This window comes from Sphingomonas lacunae (assembly GCF_012979535.1).
GTDB classification, from domain to species: Bacteria; Pseudomonadota; Alphaproteobacteria; order Sphingomonadales; family Sphingomonadaceae; genus Sphingopyxis; species Sphingopyxis lacunae.
This window is the reverse complement of sequence record NZ_CP053015.1, coordinates 208,388-227,127: the sequence shown is the minus strand read 5'-3', so window position 1 is coordinate 227,127 and position 18,740 is coordinate 208,388. Positions and strand designations below refer to the sequence as shown.

General features: G+C 62.2%; 14 protein-coding genes. 7 read left to right on the top strand and 7 right to left on the bottom strand.

Annotation, left to right across the window (positions count from 1 at the left end; translation table 11 throughout):
* The first annotated feature begins 7 nt into the window (after positions 1 to 7).
* From GV829_RS00970 to GV829_RS00945, 6 genes are all read left to right on the top strand, one after another.
* Positions 8 to 883 (top strand): hypothetical protein, encoded by an 876-nt coding sequence (locus tag GV829_RS00970; protein ID WP_169943408.1) that lies wholly within the window; start codon positions 8 to 10, stop codon positions 881 to 883.
* Positions 880 to 2,373, top strand: a complete 1,494-nt coding sequence (glpD, locus tag GV829_RS00965; RefSeq protein ID WP_169943407.1) for a glycerol-3-phosphate dehydrogenase — start codon at positions 880 to 882, stop codon at positions 2,371 to 2,373. The genes GV829_RS00970 and glpD overlap by 4 nt, the downstream gene beginning before the upstream one ends.
* A 29-nt stretch (positions 2,374 to 2,402) precedes the next feature.
* Positions 2,403 to 3,896 (top strand): glycerol kinase, encoded by a 1,494-nt coding sequence (locus tag GV829_RS00960; protein WP_169943406.1) that lies wholly within the window; start codon positions 2,403 to 2,405, stop codon positions 3,894 to 3,896.
* Between the two features lie 108 nt (positions 3,897 to 4,004).
* A complete protein-coding gene (locus tag GV829_RS00955) occupies positions 4,005 to 5,099 on the top strand; it encodes an efflux RND transporter periplasmic adaptor subunit (RefSeq protein WP_169943405.1) in 1,095 nt (364 codons plus the stop codon).
* A 6-nt stretch (positions 5,100 to 5,105) separates the two neighbouring features.
* Positions 5,106 to 8,162, top strand: a complete 3,057-nt coding sequence (locus GV829_RS00950; protein ID WP_169943404.1) for an efflux RND transporter permease subunit — start codon at positions 5,106 to 5,108, stop codon at positions 8,160 to 8,162.
* A 125-nt stretch (positions 8,163 to 8,287) separates the two neighbouring features.
* Complete coding sequence (locus GV829_RS00945) at positions 8,288 to 8,935, top strand: class I SAM-dependent methyltransferase (protein WP_169943403.1); 648 nt, start codon at positions 8,288 to 8,290, stop codon at positions 8,933 to 8,935.
* Here the strand turns inward: GV829_RS00945 and GV829_RS00940 are convergent.
* Positions 8,926 to 10,173 (bottom strand): phospholipase D-like domain-containing protein, encoded by a 1,248-nt coding sequence (locus GV829_RS00940; protein ID WP_169943402.1) that lies wholly within the window; start codon positions 10,171 to 10,173, stop codon positions 8,926 to 8,928. The genes GV829_RS00945 and GV829_RS00940 overlap by 10 nt on opposite strands.
* A 144-nt stretch (positions 10,174 to 10,317) precedes the next feature.
* Between GV829_RS00940 and rpoZ the strand changes: the two genes are divergently transcribed.
* Positions 10,318 to 10,662 carry a DNA-directed RNA polymerase subunit omega gene (gene rpoZ, locus GV829_RS00935; RefSeq protein WP_169943401.1) on the top strand — a complete coding sequence of 115 codons (345 nt, stop codon included), beginning with the start codon at positions 10,318 to 10,320 and terminating at the stop codon, positions 10,660 to 10,662.
* Positions 10,663 to 10,669: 7 nt separating this feature from the next.
* On the opposite strand, the gene GV829_RS00930 is transcribed toward rpoZ, so the two are convergent.
* The 6 genes from GV829_RS00930 to ptsP form a co-directional block, all read right to left on the bottom strand.
* Positions 10,670 to 11,275, bottom strand: coding sequence for a DUF3800 domain-containing protein (locus GV829_RS00930; RefSeq protein ID WP_169943400.1), 606 nt, complete (start codon positions 11,273 to 11,275; stop codon positions 10,670 to 10,672).
* A gap of 27 nt (positions 11,276 to 11,302) precedes the next feature.
* A complete protein-coding gene (gene ftsH / locus GV829_RS00925) occupies positions 11,303 to 13,249 on the bottom strand; it encodes an ATP-dependent zinc metalloprotease FtsH (RefSeq protein ID WP_484592837.1) in 1,947 nt (648 codons plus the stop codon).
* Positions 13,250 to 13,326: 77 nt separating this feature from the next.
* Positions 13,327 to 14,259 (bottom strand): tRNA lysidine(34) synthetase TilS, encoded by a 933-nt coding sequence (tilS, locus tag GV829_RS00920; RefSeq protein ID WP_246202929.1) that lies wholly within the window; start codon positions 14,257 to 14,259, stop codon positions 13,327 to 13,329.
* A gap of 34 nt (positions 14,260 to 14,293) precedes the next feature.
* Positions 14,294 to 15,370, bottom strand: coding sequence for a tetratricopeptide repeat protein (locus GV829_RS00915; RefSeq protein ID WP_169943398.1), 1,077 nt, complete (start codon positions 15,368 to 15,370; stop codon positions 14,294 to 14,296).
* Between the two features lie 72 nt (positions 15,371 to 15,442).
* Positions 15,443 to 16,318, bottom strand: coding sequence for a helix-turn-helix domain-containing protein (locus GV829_RS00910; protein ID WP_169943397.1), 876 nt, complete (start codon positions 16,316 to 16,318; stop codon positions 15,443 to 15,445).
* Between the two features lie 96 nt (positions 16,319 to 16,414).
* Positions 16,415 to 18,703, bottom strand: coding sequence for a phosphoenolpyruvate--protein phosphotransferase (gene ptsP, locus GV829_RS00905; RefSeq protein WP_169943396.1), 2,289 nt, complete (start codon positions 18,701 to 18,703; stop codon positions 16,415 to 16,417).
* Positions 18,704 to 18,740: the final 37 nt, after the last annotated feature.

The following is an 18,740-nucleotide window of genomic DNA, read 5'->3' as shown; positions in this document are numbered from 1 at the left end:
AAAGTCGATGGTTGTTTCGCCCCCCGAATCCCGTTTGCTGGCGCTCGTCCGCGCTGAACTGACCGAACCGGTCCAGCCGATCGTGGCGGAAATGGCGGCGGCGATTGCCGCGCAGCATCCGGGTGCCCGCTCCGTGCTTTTCTATGGCTCGTGCCTCAGGGAGCAACAACTCGACGGGCTGATGCTCGATTTCTACCTGATCGTTGACGACTATCGCACGGCCTATCCCAGGCGCTGGCTAGCCTGGGCCAACCGGCTGATCCCGCCCAATGTCTTTCCCTTTGCCTACAAGGGTATGGCGGCGAAATATGCTGTGCTGAGTGAGGAGGACTGGTTTCGCCTCAATGGGCCTGAAGCCCGCAACGTTTCGGTGTGGGCGCGCTTTGCGCAGCCATCGCGCCTTGTCTGGAGCAGCGATGCGGCGGCCGCAGATCGTGCGATAGCCGCCGTAGCACGCGCTGCGCCTACCCTGTTGGCGGCAGCCGAAGCGGTTCAAGGGGAAACCGTGCTCGATTGGTGGCGTCGGGCCTTTTCGCTGACCTATTCAGTGGAACTGCGCGCCGAACGGGGAGGTCGCGCCGCCTCGGTGGTCGATGCCCAGCCTGATCGATATGAACGTTTCAGTGAGCCAGCCATCGCTGCCATCCCGAGAAACTCAAAGGGTGGCCAATGGCCGCGCCGCCGTATCGAAGGCAAGCTTTTGACCGTCGCCCGCCTCGCAAAGGCGGCCTTCACCTTTTCCGGAGGGATTGATTATCTCGCCTGGAAGATCAACCGCCATGCCGGTACGCAGATTGTGATTACTGACTGGCAACGGCGGCACCCCCTGCTGGCGGCCGTCACCTTGGTGCCCAAATTGTTGCGACAGGGAGCAGTCCGTTGAGTGAAGTCTTTGACATTTGCGTCATTGGCGGCGGGATCAACGGTGCCGGGATTGCCCGCGATGCGCAGGGGCGTGGGGCCAAGGTATTGCTCCTCGAACGCGGCGATCTCGCGCAAGGGACCTCGTCCAACTCTACCAAGCTGATCCATGGCGGGCTGCGCTATCTGGAGCATTATGAGTTCGGTCTGGTGCGTGAGGCGCTGACCGAGCGTGAGCGGCTGTGGGCGATCGCGCCGCACATCATCCATCCGCTGCGTTTCGTCCTGCCCTATCGCAAGGGCTTGCGGCCACGCTGGCTGCTGCGCCTCGGCCTGTTCCTCTATGATCATATTGGCGGTCGCAAGCTGCTGCCGACGACACGCACGGTGGACCTCAGCCGGCATCCGGCCGGCGCGCCGCTGCAAGAGGGGTTTGCCACCGGCTTTGAATATTCGGACGGCTGGGTCGATGATGCGCGGCTGGTCGTGCTCAATGCCCGCGACGCGGCAGACAGGGGCGCCGCGGTTCTGACCCGGACCGAGGTCTTGGCGATGCGCCAGCAGGACGGGCTTTGGCAGATTTCGACCAGCGCGGGCGATTTCAGTGCGCGGGCGATCGTCAACGCCGCCGGCCCATCGGTGCTGCAATTGTTTGACCGCGGGCGGGTGGAATCCAACCACGCGCTGCGGCTGGTGCGTGGTTCGCACATCGTCGTGCCCAAGCTGTTCGACCACCCTTACGCCTATTTCTTCCAGTTGCCCGATGGCCGCATCTTCTTCGCCATTCCCTATGAGCGTGATTATACGCTGATCGGCACGACCGACCGCGACCACCCCGACGCCAGCGTGCTACCGCAAGCGAGCGAAGAGGAGATCGCCTATCTGCTCGACGGGACCAACGGCTATTTCCGGACCCAGCTGACCCGCGCCGACGTTGTCTGGACCTACTCAGGTGTCCGACCGCTGGTCGATGACGGTTCGGGCAAGCCCGAAGCCGCAACGCGGGGGTATACGTTCGAGGTGGATGGCGGGCATGATGGCACACCCGTCATGCTTTCGGTGTTTGGCGGCAAGATCACCACCTATCGCCATCTCGCAAAAGATGCAGTTGATCTGCTGGCTCCGCACGTGGCGGCACTGGCCGGCCGGGACTGGACGGCGACGGCGGCGCTGCCCGGCGGGGATTTTGCCGTCACTGGCCTTGCCGATCAGATCGCGGGTCTGGCCCGCGATTATCCGTTCCTTGAAGCAGCCAGTGCAGACCGCATTGCTCGCGCCTATGGTACACTCGCCCGGCGTTGGCTGGGCGATGCCAGCAGCCTCAACGCGCTTGGCCCGCATTTCGGTGCTGGCCTGACCGGGGCGGAAGTCGATTGGCTGATCGACCATGAATGGGCGCGCAGTGCCGAGGATGTGCTGTGGCGGCGAACGAAGCTGGGGCTCAAGCTTGACAGTGCTGGGTTTGCTGCGCTCGAAAGCCATATCGCCGCGAGGCTCAAGGCACTGACCTGAACGGCAGGCCGCAAACCGGGAGAGGACAGATGACCGATCGCTACATTGTGGTGCTCGACGAAGGGACCACATCGACCCGGGCAATCCTTTACGCGCCGGATGGCACGGTCATCGCCACCAAGGGGCGTGAGCTTGACCAGCATTATCCCGAGCCAGGGCGGGTCGAGCATGATGCGGTACAGATATGGCAGCGCACGCTCGCCTGTGCCCGTGCGGTGATCGAACGCGCAGGCGGTGCGGATCGCATTGCCGCCATTGGCATCACCAACCAGCGTGAAACCGTGGTGGCGTGGGACAGGCGCACCGGCCAGCCCATCCACCGTGCCATCGTCTGGCAGGACCGGCGGACCGCCGACTTTTGCGAGACGTTGCGTGGCGCGGGGCATGAGACCGAGGTGCAGCGGCGCACCGGCCTCCTGCTCGACCCCTATTTTTCGGGCACCAAGATGCGCTGGCTGCTCGACAATGTGCCAGAGGCCAGGGCTTTGGGCGACAATCTGGCGCTGGGCACTATCGAGAGTTGGCTGGTGTGGAATCTGACCAGCGGCGGTGAGGGGCAGGGGGGTGGCCTGCATATCTCCGACGCCAGCAATGCCAGCCGCACCTTGCTGTTCCCGCTGGTCGGCAACGGCTGGGATGCCGGCCTAGCAGACCTGATCGGCGTGCCGCTCTCAGCCTTGCCCGAGGTCACGGATACGCACGGCCAATTTGGTTATACGCATCCTGACCTGTTCGGAGCGGCTATCCCGATTTGTGGTCTGGTCGGCGACCAGCAGTCGGCAACCATTGGCCAGGGATGCCTGTCCCCGGGTGAGACCAAGGCGACGTTCGGCACTGGCGCCTTCATCCTCACGAATATGGGGCAGAATGTTCCGGCCTCTTCCAATCGTCTCCTCGGGACCATCCTGCATCAATCGGGTGGTGAGCGGCATTTTGCGCTGGAAGGATCGGTGTTTGTGGCCGGCAGCCTGATCCAGTGGTTGCGCGACGGGCTCGGACTGCTCCAAAGTTCTGCTGAAAGTGAGCAACTGGCCCGATCGGTGGCCGACAATGGCGGTGTCACGCTGGTTCCGGCCCTGACCGGGCTTGGAGCTCCGCATTGGCGCCCCGACGCACGCGGCAGCATTAGCGGCCTGACGCTGGGCGCGGGCAAGGCGCATATCGTCCGCGCTGCACTCGAATCGATGGCGCACCAGTGCCACGATCTGATGCAGGCTTTCGCTGCCGATGGGGCCGGTTGGGACCGGCTGAGGATTGACGGGGGCATGAGCGCCAACAACTGGATGGCTCAGGATCTTGCCGATGTGCTCAAGCTGCCGGTGGAACGGCCGACAGATGTCGAAACCACCGCCTTGGGTGCGGCGATGTGCGCGGCCGTCGGTGTCGGACTTTACCCCTCGCTGGCCGAGGCGTCAGCATGCATGCGGCCGGAAACAGACGGATTTGCTCCCGCCATGGCTGACGCAGCGCGAGATGTCCGACTGGCCGCGTGGCGTCTTGCCCTCACCAAGGTCATGGCCTGAAAGGAAAAAACAACTCTAGCTCAATTATCAGTTTCACAGCGCAACTGGCCTTTGCTAATGGGCCAGAGGTAACAGTGTAAACATTGTGTGTTGAGCAAGGGGATTCGCATGCGCTTCAGCGGTAAGCCTTTGGCCTGGGCCGCTGTCCCTTTGGCATTATGCCTTGCTGCTTGTGGTGACAGTGACGGGGCACCAGTGGCCGCCCCGCCGCCGATTGATGTGAGGGTCGCTGAAGTGGGCGCCCAGTCCCAACCTGAGCGGATTGATGCCGCCGGCACAGTTGCATTGCGCCGGGAAAGTCCGTTGGGCTTCACCAGTGCAGGGCGGATAACACTGCTGTCGGCCAATGAGGGCGATACGGTCCGGTCAGGGCAATTGCTGGCGGCGCTCGACCCCACAACAACCGCAGCAACGCTGGCTTCGGCAGAGGCCGAACGTGCGCGTGCTGCGCGCGAATATGCCCGGTCTAGCGAATTGTTCGAAAAGGGCTGGGTTGCCCGTCCGCGCGTCGACAGCGCCGAAGCCGCCGTGCGGGTTGCAGAAGCCAATGTTCGATCCGCCCAGTTTCAACTCAGTAACAGCCGTATCGTGGCACCGGGCAGCGGTATCATCATTGCCCGGCTGGCCGAGCCCGGGCAGGTTGTCGCCGCTGGCACGCCGGTCCTGATCCTCGGCGATGCGTCGAGCGGCCATGTGCTGCGACTGGCGGTGCCCGACCGGCAGGCGGTTCGGCTGCGCGTCGGCCAGCCGGCGGAAGTCAGCATTGGCGCATTGGGTGATGAACGCCTGACCGGGCGTGTTCTGGAAATCGCCGGTCGCGCGGATGCTGCCACCGGCACTTTCCTTGTCGAAGTGGCCTTGCCAGCCGATGAGCGCCTGCGGTCCGGCCAGATTGGCACCGCCCGGATCATCGCCGACACGGCTGGTGAACGCAATTTGTCCGTCCCGCCGCAAGCGGTTTTCGCTGCCCGGGCGGGGGAGGCCTTTGTCTATGTTGTCGACAGTGCGCGCAACAGGGTAACGCTGAGACGGGTGACGTTGGCCGAAACCACAGACAACAGCATTCGCCTGACCGGAGGGCTGGAGCCCGGGGAAATGGTCGCAGTGACGGGCATTGACCGACTGAGCGACGGGCAAGCAGTGCGTGTTGTCCGGACTGGCAACAGTGCGCCTGCCGCGCCCGTTGCCGCGACTGCGCGATAACCGGGCGTGGGCAGCATCGTCTCGCTCGCCGTTAAGCGGTGGCAAATCACGCTGGTGGCCGTGTTGATGGTGGTGATGCTCGGCATCTCCTCCTTCCTGTCGATCCCGCGATCGGTTGATCCGCATTTCCCGATCGCGGTCAACGTCGTGACCGTCATCCTGCCCGGTGCGGATGCGCTGGCGATGGAAGAGACGGTCGCAAAGCCGATTGAGGATGTGCTGCAGGGGTTGGACCATGTCCGCGAGATACGTTCAACCTCCAGTGACGGCGCGGCGGTCCTCAGCATTGAATTTGAACATGGCACTGATCCCGAGGCGACACTTGACCGGGTGGTGCGAGAGGTGTCCGGCATTCGGGACCGTTTGCCGCAAGGCATAACCCGCATTGCCTATCGCCGCCCCCGCACTACCGAAGCGGCGGTATTGCAGCTGGCACTTGTCAGCGACGGCGCAAGTTGGCGGCGCATGGTCAAATATGCTGAGGACATGCGCGACCAGTTCAATACGGTCCCGGGCGTTCGCCAGTCAGTCATTGAAGGCGCCGCCCGGCCTGAAGTGCGGGTCGCCATTGATGCTGAACGGTTGGCTCAGGCCCGGATCCCTGCCTCTGCGGTGGCGGCTGCCATTCGTGCGGGTGGCATAGAACTACCTGCTGGCGCGGTGCAGGCCGGCGGGCGTCGCCTCAACATCGACGCAGGTGGTGCCTTCCGATCGCTGGACGCGATACGCGCTGTACCGGTCCGGGCTGGCGATGGCCGCTTGCTGACTGTGGGTGATGTGGCAACCGTCTCCTGGTCCGAATCCGAGCAGTTGCACATCGCGCGTTACAACGGCCAACGCGCCCTGTGGGTCATGGTCCGGCAAAAGGACAATGTCGATGCGGGAACGCTGAAACGGGCACTGGTGGCCGCGGTGGACGATTATAGGGCCGAATTGCCGCCAGACATGAAGCTGGAAGTGGCTTTTGATCAAAGCAATGACATTTCCCGCAAACTGGCATTGCTGGCCCGGGACTTTGTGATCGCGCTGGCGCTTGTGTTGATCACCATCCTGCCACTCGGTTTCAGGCCATCGATCATCGTCATGGTTTCGATCCCGCTGTCGCTGGCTATGGGTATCACCCTGCTCGGCCTGTTCGGTTTCACGCTCAACCAGATCAGCATTTCCGGCTTCATCCTCTCTCTGGGGTTGCTTGTCGATGACAGCATCGTCGTGACGGAGAATATCGAGCGGCATATCCGTGACGGGGAGCCACCTGCCACTGCGGCGATCAGCGGCACCCAGGAAATCATGGCGGCGGTGCTGGGCTCGACCGGTGTGTTGCTGTTCGCCTTTCTGCCACTGGCATTCTTGCCCGAAGCAGGCGGTGATTTTACCCGCAGCCTGCCGATGGCGGTGCTGGTCACGGTTGCCAGTTCACTGATCGTTTCGCTGACGGTTATTCCTTTCGCCGCTTCGCGCCTGCTCAAACCGGAAAAGCATGGCGGCAACCGCTTGTTGCAGGCGCTGACCAACGGGATAGAGCGGTTTTATGCCCCGATCCTGCACCGCGCCCTGGATGCGCCGCGCCGCTGGTTTTGGGGTGCGATGATCCTGTGCTTTGGGGCTTTTGCCATTGTCCCGGTGGTGGGTTTCAGCCTTTTCCCCAAGGCGGACACGCCTTATTTCCTTGCGCGGGTAGAGACACCCGAAGGCAGCAGTATCGCCCAGACTGATGCCGCGGTGCGACAGGTCGCCGCCATCATCCGCCAGGAAGAACAGGCCATCAACATCATGGAGAATGTTGGCCGTGGCAATCCGCAAATCTATTACAACATTCTCCCGCGGGAGGAGCGCGCGCGCTATGGCGACGTGTTTGTCACGTTGGACGAATGGGACCCGCGGTCCAGCCCACAGATGATTGCCCGTCTGCGTGAACGCTTTGCCACGCTGGCGGATGCGCGGGTGACCATCGCCGAATTCCAGAACGGCCCCCCGCTTGAGGCCAGTGTCGCCATTCGTTTGTCGGGCCCGGATTTTGCGACTTTGCAGCGTCTGGCGCGCGAGATTGAAGGGGAAATGCACAAGGTCGAGGGCCTGCGGGACATTGAAAACCCTGTCGCCTTTGACCGCATGGACCTCAATCTGGGTATTGATGATGCCAAGGCCAGCCTGTTGGGCGTGGCGCCGGGCGAGGCGCGGCGGTCGCTGAGGCTGGCCATATCGGGTGAGCAGGCCAGCCAGCTGCGTGACAATGAAGGCGACAGCTGGCCGGTGACCGTGCGTCTGCCGATGACCACCAACCAGCCTGTTTCGGCCCTTGAACGTGTTTATGTGCCTACGTTGCAAGGCGGCGCGGTGCCACTGGCACAAATTGCCTCTCCGCAATTGATCAGCGTGCCGCCCCAGATCACGCGCTACAAGTTGCAACGTACCGTCACGCTGACCGCCTTTACAGAGCCCGGTGTCCTGCCGTCCCGGGCGACCGAAGCGGTTGTGCAACGGATCGAGGCGCTCAGCATGCCTGCGGGGTATCGCTACTCGCTGGGCGGCGAGGCCGAGGCCGCGGCGCGCAACAATGCCGGCCTGGGTCCGGTGATCCTTGTCGCGCTGCTTGGCATCTTTGCGGTGCTGGTGCTTGAGTTCGGCCGTTTCAAGGAAACCATTGTCGTGGCCGGGGTCATCCCCTTAGGGACATTTGGCGGCCTGGTTGCTCTCTTGCTGACCGGCTATTCGCTCAGCTTCTTTGCGATCATCGGCTTCATCGCCCTGATTGGCATCGAGATCAAAAATTCGATTCTGCTGGTCGATTTCACCACCCAGTTGCGATCCCGTGGCATGGGGTTGCGTGAAGCGATTGAACGGGCAGGGCAATTGCGTTTTCTGCCTGTCCTGCTGACATCCGTTACAGCGGTTGGCGGCTTGCTGCCATTGGCCCTTTCGGGCTCTTCACTCTACGCGCCTTTGGCTTGGGTTATCATCGGTGGTCTGGTCAGCTCTACCGTGCTGAGCCGGGTGATTACGCCAGTGATGTATTTGCTTGCGGTTCGTAACGAAGAAAAAGCCGTGAAGGCAAAAGCTTAGTCAATTGACAGGGCTTTGAGAGTCGTCAGGCGCCGGTTGTTTTGACCAAGGCGGGTGACAACTTCGGTTGCGCCGCTGGACGGATTCTGCAAACGATGGTCTGACCCAACAATCAAGGCTTGCTGATGTCTCCCTCCAAGGCCGAAACACGCCGACCGGCCCGTCTCGTCGACCGCATTGTCCATACACTTGGGCCTTGGGGCATGTTCCTGAAAGGCTTTGTGAAACATCCGGTGATGGTGGGGTCGATCATCCCCTCGTCCGACACGCTGATCAACCACATGCTCTCGAAGGTGGATTGGGACAAGGTTGACCTGTTCGTTGAATATGGCCCGGGAGTCGGCACCTTCTGCCGGCCGGTGCTCGAACGGCTGAGGGGCGACGCCGCGCTGATCGCCATCGATACCAACCCCGATTTCATCGACTATCTCAAGCGCGATATTGCCGACAGCCGCTTCCATCCGGTGCTCGGCTCCGCCGCGGATGTCGAAGCCATCATCCGGGCGCATGGGTTTGACCATGCCGATCAGATACTGTCCGGCCTGCCCTTTTCCACTCTCCCTCCGGGGGTGGGCCCTGCCATTGCCGCGGCAACGCACCGGGCTCTGCGGCCAGGTGGCACCTTCCTTGTCTATCAGTTCCGCAAACGTGCGCGTGATTTCCTCGAACCCCATTTCGGCCAGATCGATGATGGCTTTGAATGGTGGAATGCACCGCCCTGTTACCTGTTCTGGGCGACGCGTACGGGGAGTGACTCAGAGGATCAGGCCTGATCCTCCTCGCCGCTGTCCAGGCTCGGGTCTTCGTCCAGACCAAAGTTCAGGCGGCGGGTCACACTATAGTCGATCACTCCGACGATCAGCCAGGCGAGGGACCAGCGCAACCAGTTGAGCCAGCCCTCGCGGCGACGATGGGCCTGATAGGTAATGAGGCTGCCATGGTGGGTCTGGGCCTCGATCAGGGCACGGCAGCGGTCGGCGAAAGCAGAATCCTCCACCCGAAGCATCAGCTCCATGTTGACGAACAGGCTGCGCATATCGAGATTTGCGGATCCGATCAGCACGACATCGTCAATCACAAGCAATTTGTTGTGCAGGCGATTGCGTTCAAATTCGTGAATGCGCACGCCCCGTTTGAGCAGATAGCGGTAGGACAGCCGCGCTGCACCGACAGTGGCGGCATTGTCGCTGTGCGCGGCAAGCATCAGTTCGGCGCGGCCGCCCCGGCGGACTATGCGCGCCAGCCGTCGCAACATGCCTGCATTGGGAGAGAAATAGGCCATGCTCATAGTCAGCAAGCGGGCGGAAGCCAGCAGGCGGCGCAGTTCGCTTGTCCAGGGGGAGGGCAGAGGCGTTGGCCCGCCCACCAACCAGCGCAGCTTGCCCTCGCCGGGCACACCTGTCCTGACCAGTCGGCGCAGCGCGGCGAAACGCGGTCGATCCCGATCCATCCATTGGGACAGGGAATCAAACCATTTGGTGATGGCCGGGACCTGCGGCCCGGAAATCACCAAGCCGAGGTCCTGCCAACCATTCGGGTCGCCCGCCGGAGCAAAATAGCTGTCGGCAATGTTGAACCCCCCGGTCATCACGCTGGAACCGTCAATGATCACCAATTTCTGGTGGTTGCGGATCAGATAGCGCGGAGTCCAGCGCGTGCCGAACCAGCGGACACGTCCGCCTGCTGAACGCAGATCTTCAAAGAAATCGTCACTGAGTCGTGCTGAACCAAAGCTGTCCAGCAGCATGTCGATGCTGACACCACGCCGGGCCGCTGCCGTCATTGCATCGCGCACCGCCTTGCCGCTGTCATCGGCGTCGAAAATGTAAAAGATCATGCGGATAGTGGACTGTGCCGCCGCAATCATGGACAGCAGCCTGATCAGTCTGGCCGGGCCGTCCGGGATGACGCTGATCGGATGACCATCCACCAATGTGTCGAACCCATCCCGCAGCAGGTCCGATGCCGGGCGATCCGTGGTCTGGCTGGGGTCCTTGGGGTGGTCGGTCATCAGATGGATCGATAGGCGCTTGTCGCCAACTGGCCAAGCGGCATGGCCGTCGCCAAGCCTTTTCATTGACTCAGGGGATCATCCGCCTTATGTGCCCGGCTTTCCCGCATTGTCGGTTTTCATCAGTTTCAAGGAGCCGTCCGCATGGCGCGCGTCACCGTCGAAGATTGCGTTGACAAGATTCCCAACCGTTTTGACCTTGTCCTGCTCGCTGCCCAGCGCGCGCGGGAAATTTCGGGTGGCGCGGAACTGACCGTCGATCGTGACCGCGACAAGAATCCGGTTGTTGCCCTGCGCGAAATTGCTGATGAGACCATCCGTCCGGCAGATATCGAAGCGGCGTTGATCGGCGGCAACCAGAAGGTTCAGGTTGACGAAGATGAGACGCCTGACGAAATCGGCTCGATCATGCGTTCTGCCGAGGCGCTGCGGCTTACCGCCGCCGCGCCGCCGCGGCCCACTGCCGGCATGGGCGATTATGACGGCTGACGCCGGATCAGTTGATTGCTTTGATCGTGAGATGCCGGATGGCGCCGTTTTCCAGAAACGGCGCCATCAGTGTTTCAAGCCGTGGCGCGCGGTCCGAACCTGTGGCCATCTGAAAAAAGCTGTTGGCTAGCACATCGGCGAATTGCACACCCGCTGATCGGCGGCTGTCGGCCAGGCTGGCCTTGCCCCATTGCCCGAGTGCCCGCTGCACATCATCGCGCACCATGCTGTTCAATCGGGCATCGTAGCGACCATCGTCTATCACCAGTTCGACGCACCCGCCTGTTTCCGGCAACCATGCATCGACGACATGCTCCAAAAGATGGGCGTAGATGGCAAGATCACTCGGTGGCTTGCCGGAAGCGGCAGCAGCGGCGAGGTCGCGAGTGAGCGCCTGAACCACGATAGTGCGCGCACCGGTCCGGGCCAGCAATTCGATGACAAAGGCGCGTTCGGCCATGGTGATGCGACTGCCTTTCAGCTCGCCCCTCAGCCCGATCACGTCGCGGATGCGTGTCAGCAGTTCATCCGCCATTGTTCCAGGCAGAGATATGGCCGCCACCACGATGACGCCGGCCCCCACACCGCCTGATTCATCGCAGTAAATGGTCAAGTGCAGCCCCCGCCCCGCACGACGCCGTCAGGCACCTTGCGGGTGGGCATCGCCAAAGGGCTTGGAGCGGCGGCGGACCTTGGGCACCGAACCGGCATGGCCGTCAACCGGACGAACATCGGTCGGAATGCCATCGGCGTCCCGGTCAATGCCTTCACCCGCCGCAATCCGCTTCACTTCTTCACCGGACAATGTCTCGAATTCCAGCAAGGCGCCTGCGACGGCGTGCAGCTGGTCGATATGCTGGCTCAGCACATGCTTGGCCCGGTCATAGCCGCCATCGACGATACGGCGTATTTCCTTGTCGATCTTTTTGGCCGTTTCGTCGGACATGTGAACGCGTTGCGACTGCGAATAGCCCAGGAAGGTTTCACCCTGCGGCTCCTCATATTGCAGTGGGCCGAGTTCGTCGGACATGCCCCACTGGGTCACCATGTCGCGGGCGAGATGGGTGGCATATTGGATGTCGCCGCTGGCGCCAGAAGAGACTTTGTCATAGCCGAAGATCAGTTCCTCGGCGACGCGGCCGCCCATGGACACAGCGAGGTTGGCGTGCATCTTGTCGCGGTGATAGCTGTAGCTGTCGCGTTCCGGCAGGCGCATGACCATTCCCAATGCGCGACCGCGCGGGATGATGGTTGCCTTGTGGATCGGATCGGACGCGGCTTCATGGATAGCGACAACGGCATGGCCAGCCTCATGATAAGCGGTCATGCGCTTTTCGTCCTCGGTCATGACCATTGAGCGGCGCTCGGTGCCCATCATCACCTTGTCCTTGGCATCCTCAAACTCCTTCATCGCCACCAATCGCTTGCCGCGACGGGCCGCGAGCAGCGCCGCCTCGTTGGTCAGGTTGGCGAGGTCGGCGCCCGAGAAGCCCGGGGTGCCGCGCGCGATAACGCGCAGGTCCACGTCGGGTGCCAGCGGCTTGTTGCGTGTGTGCACGCCAAGGATCTTGATGCGGCCTTCGATGTCCGGACGGGGAACAACGACCTGGCGGTCGAAACGGCCCGGGCGGAGCAACGCGGGATCAAGCACATCGGGGCGGTTGGTCGCGGCGATGATGATGATGCCTTCGTTGGCCTCAAAGCCATCCATTTCGACCAGCAGCTGGTTGAGCGTTTGTTCGCGCTCGTCATTCCCGTTGCCGAGGCCTGCTCCGCGATGGCGACCGACAGCGTCGATTTCGTCGATGAAGACGATGCAGGGCGCGCTCTTTTTCGCCTGTTCAAACATGTCGCGGACGCGGCTGGCGCCGACGCCGACGAACATTTCAACAAAATCCGAGCCGGAGATGGTAAAGAAGGGCACGCCCGCCTCACCTGCGATGGCACGGGCGAGCAGGGTTTTGCCAGTGCCCGGTGAACCGACCAGCAGTGCGCCCTTGGGAATGGCACCGCCCAAACGGCTGAACTTGGTCGGGTCCTTGAGGAACTCGACGATTTCCTGCAGTTCCTCGCGCGCTTCCTCGATGCCGGCGACATCGTCAAAGGTCACGCGGCCCTGACGCTCCGTCAGCAGCTTGGCCTTGGACTTGCCGAAACCCATGGCTCCGCCGCCATTGTTCTTTTGCACCTGACGAAAGATGAAAAAGCCGAGACCGATCAGCAGCAGGAAGGGCAGGATGTTCATCAGCAGAACAATCCACAAATTCCCCTGATCGATCGGGCGCCCATCAAATTCGACATTCTTTTCGGTGAGCAGCTTGGTCAGTTCGGGGTCGCGGATCGGGTTGGTGGAGAAAGGCTCGCCATTGTTCAGCGTCCCTGAAATCGCGGTGTCGCTGATCTGGACACTCTTGACCTTGCCTTCTGCAACCGCGCTCTTGAACTCCGAATAGGCCATGGACTTGCCTGTGGCCGAACCGCCGCCGATGACCTGGGCGACAAGCAGCATGGCGAGGATGATGGCTGACCAGATCAGCAGGCTCTTCATCCACGGGTTGCCCTGCGGCGGTTGCTTGTCGTCACCCACTTTATGTCACTCCGCTAAACTTCTGCCTGCAAGATAGGATGGCAGGGCACTGGCAACAAGGCCCGATGCGTCTTCGATCACTCAACTGACTGCTGGCGTACAGGCGGTGCTGGCTGGATCAGCCACAGATCGCCATTGTGCCTGTCGGCCTTGATCAGCAACGTTCCCAGCATTGCCTGCTCACCTCTTGCCAAAGCCTGAATAGTGGCGGTGATTTGCCGACCCCGGGGCGCGAAATTTTGGCCAGCGGCCTGTCGCAGTGCCCGCAACAAAAGCCGGCGCAAAAGCTCTTCCGGGATGTCGCTGCTATCCAGCAGCCACTGGTTGCCATGCCGCTCAAGGCGTTGTCTGGCCAGTTGGTCTGTCGCCCAGTCGAGCGCCCTGTCTGCTGCCGCCATATTGTTGGCCATGGCATTGGCTGCGACGGGATCAATCAGGGTACAGGATTGCACCAGTGGCCTGATTCTGGCCCGGTCAAAGCGCGCATCACGGTTGGACGGGTCGTCAACAGGGGTGATGGCCTGCTCCTTGAGTAGTGCCTCCAGATCAGCCCGCCGCCAGTTCAGCAGCGGTCGCAGCAGATGGTCCTGTCGTCCGCGGATGCCGGCCATGCCGCCTACCCCGCTCGACCGGTTGACCCGCATGACCAGGGTTTCGAGCTGGTCATCGCCATGATGCGCGGTCATGACCCAATCGAGCTTCTGCTCTGTCCGCCAGAGGTCGAGCAATGCGTAGCGCGCCGATCGTGCTGCAGACTGAAGATTGCCGGTGATCGGCATTGATGGTTCCAGCGTTGCATGGGGAATGGACCGCTCGCGGCAAAGGTGCGAGACAAAACGGGCTTCGGCAGCGCTGGCTTGCCTGAGACGATGATCAACGGTGGCAGCGGCTACCCGGCCCGGAAATGCAGCCTGGCTCAGCAACAACAGGGCCAGGCTGTCTGCTCCGCCGGACACGGCAATACCAAAGCGGCCGCTATCCGCGGCTTCTTGGCCGGCCAGTGCAGCCACTGCCTGCTGCAGGCGAGCGGCGCCTTTCTCCAGATCAGCTGTCGCAGCCAGCCGTGCCTCGTGCGGTTGCAACCCGGGCGCGCAGATCAGCCGAAGCCGTCGATCCGTACACGCGGTTGAATTCGTTGAAGGTCTGGCAGGCATCGCTGCGCCGATTGAGCTGAATCAGCGCCATGCCCATGAAATAGACACTGTCGGGCGCCCGTTCGCCACGCGGGCGCGTCCGATAATTGTCGTAAAAGGCGCGGACGGCCTGTGTTGGCTGATTATTGTCAAGGAACGCCCGGCCCAGGAGATTGCCGGCATAGCTGGCCCGCCTGTGCGTGCCATGATCGTCAACTACCTTTTGCAACTGTGCCTGCGCTTCCGGGTAAAGGCGTGCCTCCCAAAGCCGATAGCCATAGATATAGGCGTCTTCGGCTGCGTTGCCGGTCGACGGTACTTCTATCGCGGCGACGCGTGCACGCCGTTCAGCGGTATTGGCTGCCGCGGTGGCGGTTGTCGTCGCACTGTTGGTCGAGCGCGTTGCCGCGGGGTTCGCAGCAGGTGCCGCCGCAGGTCGCGCTGGGGTGGAGGCAGGCGGTGTAGCGGGGCGTGGAGCGGTTGGGGTCGGTGCAGCCACTGAATTGGTGGCGCCTACGGATGGGGTCGGGGCAACGACTGCTGCCACTGTCGCATTGTTGCTTGTGCCGGCCGTACCGCCAGCAGCGCCCGCTTCGACCCGGTCGATCCTGCCAGACAATTCGGTCCGAAGGCGGGCAATGGCTGCTTCCATTTCGCGTTGGCGAAAACCGGTTTGTTCGACCTGTTCGGTCAATCTGGCCAATTGCCCTTCAATGGCATCAACCCGAGCCGTCAGTTCAGCAACCGGAGTGGCGCCATTGATCCCGGTTGGCGCAGCCGCGCTATCGGCAGGCTGCACTTCAGGCTGGAACAGACCGTCCTGTGCGCCGGGGAAAACGCGACGCTGGACCGCCCGCAATTCACGCTCGATCCGTTCAACCCGTCGGGAAATATCGGGCGAGGTTGTGCCATCCTGTGCGACGGCAGGTTGCATCGGTATGGCGACCATGGCGGCCGCGCTGGCCAGCAGCACAAGGCGTTTCATCATCTTTTGGTCCCCCATGTCTTCCATCCGATCACACATATAGTCACCTTGGCCGGGCCAACATGTCTTGTCGCTTTACGGTTGTCGTGCCGCCGCAGTCGGCTGCGGAGTCGCGGGCGGCTGCATCCCGCTGCTCGCTGCGACCGGCGGGGAAGCGGCAATGCGTGCCAGTGATGCACCATCCAGTCCAACCTCGCTGACGATCTCGTCATCAGCGGCCAGTTGCGGCAGTGTGCGTTCGCCGACCCGGATCCTCAGTGATTGGGGCCGCCCGGTCCGAAGGAACAGGCTGCGCTGTTCCGGTTTGACAGTGTAAAATTCGCCAGCGTCCAGGGTCAGGTCAAACTGGCTGCGTCCTTCGGCATTCTCAAGGCTGAACCAGACCGGCCCGCTAGCGACGATGCGGACGATTTCGGTGTCGGCAAAGGCCGCCGGTGCCGCGTTGGCAGGCTGCTCGGGCCGAGTGGCCGATTCTGTCACGGTTGCGTTTGTCGCCTGTTCGCCACCGTTGCCGGTGGGCATGTCCGGCGTCATGACCATGCTGCGCCAGCCAATATAGCCTGCCGCGAGCAGCACAGCGATACCGCCTGCCGCCCAGGCGAGACGAGACGGCGGTATGCGGCTGGAATCGGCTGGTTCATAGGTGTCCGTGGCGGCCACCAAACCAACGCTGTTTTGCTGTTGCTGGGCCCGAACAGCATCGGCGACTTCGGCTTCATCCAGGCCGACGGCGCGGGCAAATGTCCTCGCAAATCCGATGGCATAGGGACCACGTGGCAGTTCATCCACCGCATTGCGTTCGAGAGCATCGAGCAGGCGCGATGGCACCCTGGTGCTTGCGGAAATGTCAGCCAGCGATTTGCCGGATGCCTCTCGCGCAGCCCTCAGTCTGGTGCCAACATCTTCCTGCTCGGAATTCATAGCCTGCGCGACCTCGTCTTGGTTATTCATGGACCCCATATCCCCGGTTATAACCCAGTGTCTTGTTCGACGTCATAGCGTCACTGGACGTGACTGAAAACCGTTCGAGACTGGCATTTCGACCGGTCAAATGCCCAGATCAACGCCATTGGCCTCGCCCCAACCGGTCAATTGGCCGCGCGCGTCCTGTGCGCCCATCCTGATCAGGTCAGCTACCACCGGGGTCAGATCCCGCGTGTCGATGCTGCGGATCATCGCCTTGACTGGTCCCACGCCTGCGGGGGTGATCGAAAGGCGGCGCAATCCCATGCCAATCAGCGCCATGGCCTCAAGTGGTCGTCCGCCCATTTCACCACAAACACCAACCGACACCTTCGTGCCGTCGCACTGGGCGATGATCCGCGACAGGAACCGCAGCACCGCTGGCGAGAGCCAGTCATAGCGTTCGGCGAGCCGGGGATCAGCTCGATCGGCGGCAAACAGGAATTGCGTCAGGTCATTGGTACCAATCGACAGGAAATCCAGATGTGGCAACAATATGTCCAGCATCTCGGCGAGAGCCGGCACCTCCAGCATGACGCCGTAGCGAATGGCGTTGGGCAGCTTTTTCCCCCGGTCGGCCAGCCATTTGCGCTGTTGCACGAAAATGTTTCGTGCGGCCTCATATTCCCAGGGCTCCGCGACCAGCGGGAACATGACGTTGAGGGTGCGTCCAGCGGCAGCTTCGAGCAGGGCCCGAGCCTGAGCCTTCATCAGGCCGTCACGGTCGAGTGCCAGGCGCAAGGCGCGCCAGCCCATCGCCGGATTTTCCTCTTGCTCGGCATGCGCGCGCATGTAAGGCAATGATTTGTCGCCACCGATATCGACGGTACGAAAGACCACCGGCCGGTTGCCAGCGGCGTCCAATACGTCGCGATAGAGGCGCTGCTGCCGTTCGCGCTGCGGCATGGTCGCCGACACCAGGAACTGGAATTCGGTGCGGAACAGACCGATGCCATCGGCCCCGGTGAGGTCGAGCGCCTGCACATCTTCCCTCAGGCCGGCATTGATCATCAACTCGATGCGCACGCCGTCCTTGGTCACTGCATCCATGTCGCGCAGGCTGGCAAAGCGTTCGCGCCGCTTTTGGGTCAGGGTGAGTTGGGTGGTGAACGCTTCCTGTGTCGCTGCGTTCGGACGGATGTGGACCAGCCCGCGCCCGACATCGAGCAACAGTGCGTCGCCCTCGCTGGCGAGTTGCCGAATATCGCGCACCCGGCCAAGCACAGGAATACCCATCGCCCGCGCAACAATAATGACATGCGCAGTCAGCGATCCTTCCTCAAGGATCACGCCCTTGAGCCGCCGACGGTCATATTCCAGCAGTTCGGCCGGACCGAGATTGCGGGCAATCAGGATTGAATCTTGGCGCAGGCCCATCTGGGCGGCCGTGCCCATCTGGCCGGAGACGATGCGGATCAGCCGGTTCGACAGATCCTCAAGGTCATGCATCCGGTCACGCAGCAGAGGATCGTCAATCTGCCGCATGCGCATCCGCGTGCGTTGCTGCACCCGCTCGATCGCTGCTTCGGCAGTCAGGCCGCTGTCAATGGCTTCGTTGATCCGCCGAGACCAGCCTTCGTCATATGCGAACATCTTGTAGGTTTCGAGCACCTCGTCATGCTCACCGCCGCCACCGAACTCGGCCTGGCTGGCCATGCGGTCAATCTGTTCGCGCATCTTGGTGAAGGCGGAATAGACACGAGCCCGCTCGACCTCGATGTCGTCGGCCACCGTATGTTCGATGACCACGCGCGGCTGGTGGAATACCGCCACGCCCTTGGCCATGCCATCCACCAGTTTCAGGCCAGTCAGGCTCTGTGCGGACACATCGGTGGCGGTGCCACTGCTGCTATGCTCGTCGATCAGATTGGCGTTGGCGATCAGTTCGGAAAGCACCAGAGCGACAGTCTGGAGTGCCTCAATCTCAATCTCTTCATATCCGCGCGACGCTGCATGCTGAACGCAGAGCACGCCTACCGCCCGTTCGCGCCGGATGATCGGCACTCCCGCAAAGCTGCGAAACTGCTCTTCGCCGGTTTCCGGCTTGTAGGCATAGTCAGGATGCGCTGCCGCTTCGGCCAGATTCAGCGTTTCGATATGGGCGGCGATGGTGCCGACGAGACCTTCGCCCATTGCCAATTTGGTGACGTGCACGGCCGACTGGTTGAGGCCGCGGGTAGCATAAAGTTCAAGGACCCCCTGCCTAAGCAGATAGATGGAGCACACCTCACTATCCAGCGCCTCACCGATCAGTTGAACGGTGCGGTTGAGCTTCGCTTGTGCTCCCGTGTCAGCGGCAATCACATCGTGCAGGCGGCGCAGTATTTCTCTTGCGGCCTGTGCGGCTGAGGAAGGAGGCAGGGGGGCTGTCATGTTCCCTCGACGCTAGCAGAACATCTGCGGGACCGCC

Coding starts and splice junctions, on each gene's coding strand:
- GV829_RS00970 (WP_169943408.1), top strand. CDS start 8: ATGGTTGTTTCGCCCCCCGAATCCCGTTTGCTGGCGCTCGTCCGCGCT.
- GV829_RS00960 (WP_169943406.1), top strand. CDS start 2,403: ATGACCGATCGCTACATTGTGGTGCTCGACGAAGGGACCACATCGACC.
- GV829_RS00955 (WP_169943405.1), top strand. CDS start 4,005: ATGCGCTTCAGCGGTAAGCCTTTGGCCTGGGCCGCTGTCCCTTTGGCA.
- GV829_RS00945 (WP_169943403.1), top strand. CDS start 8,288: ATGTCTCCCTCCAAGGCCGAAACACGCCGACCGGCCCGTCTCGTCGAC.
- GV829_RS00940 (WP_169943402.1), bottom strand. CDS start 10,173: ATGACCGACCACCCCAAGGACCCCAGCCAGACCACGGATCGCCCGGCA.
- rpoZ (WP_169943401.1), top strand. CDS start 10,318: ATGGCGCGCGTCACCGTCGAAGATTGCGTTGACAAGATTCCCAACCGT.
- GV829_RS00915 (WP_169943398.1), bottom strand. CDS start 15,370: ATGATGAAACGCCTTGTGCTGCTGGCCAGCGCGGCCGCCATGGTCGCC.
- GV829_RS00910 (WP_169943397.1), bottom strand. CDS start 16,318: ATGAATAACCAAGACGAGGTCGCGCAGGCTATGAATTCCGAGCAGGAA.
- ptsP (WP_169943396.1), bottom strand. CDS start 18,703: ATGACAGCCCCCCTGCCTCCTTCCTCAGCCGCACAGGCCGCAAGAGAA.